The 3,126-nt window shown below is 57.3% G+C and carries 4 protein-coding genes; all 4 read left to right on the plus strand.

What is annotated here, in order from left to right; genetic code table 11:
• Positions 1-620, plus strand: a 620-nt coding sequence (locus WAO69_RS08765; RefSeq protein WP_422178114.1) for a hypothetical protein, incomplete at its 5' end; no start/stop codon positions are given.
• Positions 620-1,258: a hypothetical protein gene (locus WAO69_RS08770; protein WP_422178116.1), complete on the plus strand. Its 639-nt coding sequence runs from the start codon at positions 620-622 to the stop codon at positions 1,256-1,258. The genes WAO69_RS08765 and WAO69_RS08770, both read left to right, overlap by 1 nt.
• The gene (locus WAO69_RS08775; protein ID WP_422178118.1) at positions 1,237-2,991 is read left to right on the plus strand and encodes a glycosyltransferase family 2 protein; all 1,755 of its coding nucleotides are present in this window, start codon (positions 1,237-1,239) and stop codon (positions 2,989-2,991) included. The genes WAO69_RS08770 and WAO69_RS08775 overlap by 22 nt, the downstream gene beginning before the upstream one ends.
• Before the next feature lie 26 nt (positions 2,992-3,017).
• Positions 3,018-3,126 (plus strand): glycosyltransferase family 2 protein (locus tag WAO69_RS08780; protein ID WP_422178120.1); only part of this gene is annotated, 109 nt, incomplete at its 3' end.

Consider the following 3,126-nt stretch of genomic DNA (forward strand, 5'->3'; position numbering starts at 1 on the left):
AACTGATCAATCTGGGCCTGCCCAAATCAGGCACGTCTACTCTGGCAAGAGCCTTGCGTCGCGGATGCATGTCCTGCGCCGATCATCGCGTTGTCCCGCGCACGAATAAAGTTGAACAATCAGAGACTTTTGTCGGAGAGCTCATGTACAGAGGGTTCTTTGATCTTGGGGATCCGGCCGCCTACCTCGAAGGCTTTGACAGCGTCTCCGAGACAAGCGTGGTCGGCCATGGAAAATCGCTCTGGCCACAGATGGACTTTGCGATCATCGACTCCTTGCGGCGCCTGCATCCCGACCTCTTGTTCGTCGCAACCCGCCGGGATGCGGGTGCCATGTCGCGATCCATATTGGCCTGGAACAATCTGGGCGAGCGGTTGGAAAAGGCCGAAATTCCGGGCCTGCCCAAAGGGTTCGGGGGCACATCCAAGGCACGGATCACCTGGATCGAAGGGCACTATGCCCATCTGCGCTGCATTTTTACAGGCGACCCAAGATTTCTGGACCTGGATGTCGCAGCGGAAGATGCGCGCGAACAACTGTCGGCCTTTCTCGACGTGAATCTGCCGTGGTGGGGACGGCGCAACGCCAATCCGCTCAGCAAAGAGCAAGGGGTAAGCTGATGCGCATCATGGTGCATATCGGCCCGGCAGAGGTGGGTGCGGACCGGATACAAAAGGTTCTGGCTGACAAGCGTGAAGGGCTTGAAAGCAAAGGTATTCTGTTTCCCCGCTGCGCCGGCGGCACGAACCACACGCGCCTTTACATGGCGGTTACGGATCCGGACCACATTGATCCGCTGCGCTATAATCGCGGCTTCATTGCCCCGGAACAGCAGCAAGTCCTGCGCGACACCCTCGCCATCGAGTTGCAAAAAGAGGTCGAGCGCGGACGCCCCGAAGTGCTGATCCTGTCGGCAAGCCAGTTGGGCGGATCACTGCACAGGGTTGCCGAACTGGAACGTCTGAAGGCGCTGCTCAGCCCGCTCTCGGATGACATCCGCATCATGGCGCATATTGATGAACCGGCCCGATTGCTGGTGCGGGCCTATGGCGCGCAGGTGATGGAGGGGCGCGCCGCATCGCTGGACCTTGAACTGCAACTGGCAGAGGCACCGGACTGGTGGGACGGAGCCTTGGCCAGTGTGGAACGAATCGACCCTGAGGCCGGGATTTTCATGGAAACCCAGGCCCCCCGTTCTGGCTTGATTTCCAGCGCCTCAAGTCATTCTGGGAATCCGTGTTCGGTGCTGGCAGCCTAAGCTTCCGCCCCTATGACGCCACGCTTTTTGCCAGTGAGGACATCACCCGCGAGATTTGCGAGGCCTTCGGGCTGGATGCTCAGATAGGGCGCGCAAAGACGATTGACGCACCCGATCAGCCGTCCGCCGCCTGGCTGAGCCGCGCGCGGCGCATGAATGAATTGCTTCTCAAGGTACTTGAGCCACGCAAGCGCATCCTGCCCCGCCTGCTCTGGCGCGGCTTCTTGCAGGAACTTGCCATCCCGGGTGCCGGGATTGATCCGGCCAGCCTGGCAGCGGTTTCGAAACGGTTCAAATCAGACATGGATGAGTTGCAGCGTGCGCATAACCTGCCCAAAGACGCGCTCAAAGCACCACGGGCCAGGAAGACCTGGGTCGAGGCGGATCCGGAATATGGGTTTCGCGCCTCGCAATACCTTCTTGGGTTCATGTGGCGGATCAACAAGGCGACCAAAGAAGAACGCCAGACGCGACGGGCGGCGCTGAACCAGATCAGCGACACCGCACCAAAAGAAACAAAAAAGACAAAATCCAAAGATAACAATCTTCTGTCAGATGATGCTAAAGCCGTCATGCCGCCTCTTGCGGTGCAGAAACTACAGTCCTTGCAAGGCTCGCCCTATGCCCCGCATAACCGGATCGGAGCCGTCAACGAAGAGGAACTCGCCGCGGCTTTCACCCCGGCCTCACTGCGACCCTTGACTGCGGGCTCGACAGGCAACGTCATCGTTGGCTGCATGAAGAACGAGGCTCCCTATATCGTCGAATGGATTGCGTACCATCGCGCCGTCGGGGTCGATACCTTCCTGATCTACACCAATGATTGTTCGGATGGGACAGATGAAATCCTGCAGCGTCTGGACAAGATGGGCGTCATCCAACATCGCAACAATGACAAGTGGAAGGGCAATTCGCCTCAGCAATATGCGCTCAATCAGGCCATGAAAGAGCCTGTGGTCCGGAACTCGGACTGGATCATCCATATCGACGTGGATGAATTCATCAATGTGCGCACCGCCAATGGCACGCTCGAGGATTTCTTTGCTCGCGTCCCGGATGCCACGAATGTCGCCATGACCTGGCGGTTGTTTGGGCATAATGGCGTCACGCGCCTTGCCGATGATCTGGTGATTGATCAGTTTGACACCTGCGCCCCCAAGTATTGCCCCAAGCCTCACACAGTCTGGGGGTTCAAAACCATGTTCAAGAACATCGGTGCCTACTCCAAGCTCAGTTGTCACAGGCCCAACAAGCTGAACAAGTCCCTGCAATCACAGGTGAAATGGGTGAATGGATCAGGTCAGGACATGACCCGAGAGGCGATCGAGAACGGATGGCGCAGTTCCAAGAAATCGGTCGGCTATGATCTGTTGCAGCTCAACCATTACGCATTGCGCTCTGCCGAGAGCTTCCTGATCAAACGCCAACGCGGCCGCGCGCTGCATGTGGATCGCTCGATCGGGCTGAACTATTGGATCCGCATGGATTGGTCGAATTTCCGCGACATCACGATCAAGCGCAACATCCCCCGCGTGCGCGCCGAATACGACCGGCTTATGCAGGATGAGGAACTGAGATCGCTTCATAACGACGGCTTTGCCTGGCATCAGGCCAAAGCCGAAGAATTGCATGGCATCCCCGAGTTTCAGGATCTTTACAAGCAGGCCCTCAAGGTAAAATTGACCGAATCCGAACGTGTCGCCTATGCGCTGGCCTTGGATATGGAGAGCTGATCTCTTTAAGAAAGGCAGGCAAGCCGTTGAAATTTCTGGCTGTAATGACAGTGCGAAATGAAGGCGCATTCCTTCTGGAATGGCTGGCGCATCATCGTGCGACAGGGTTTACCGATTTTTTGGTCTTTTCGAACG

It is taken from the genome of Aestuariivita sp. (assembly GCF_049276915.1).
Classification (GTDB): Bacteria; Pseudomonadota; Alphaproteobacteria; order Rhodobacterales; family Rhodobacteraceae; genus Aestuariivita.

Bases quoted from the DNA above. Each gene is read 5' to 3' on its own strand.
- WAO69_RS08770 (WP_422178116.1), top strand. From the start codon at position 620: ATGCGCATCATGGTGCATATCGGCCCGGCAGAGGTGGGTGCGGACCGG.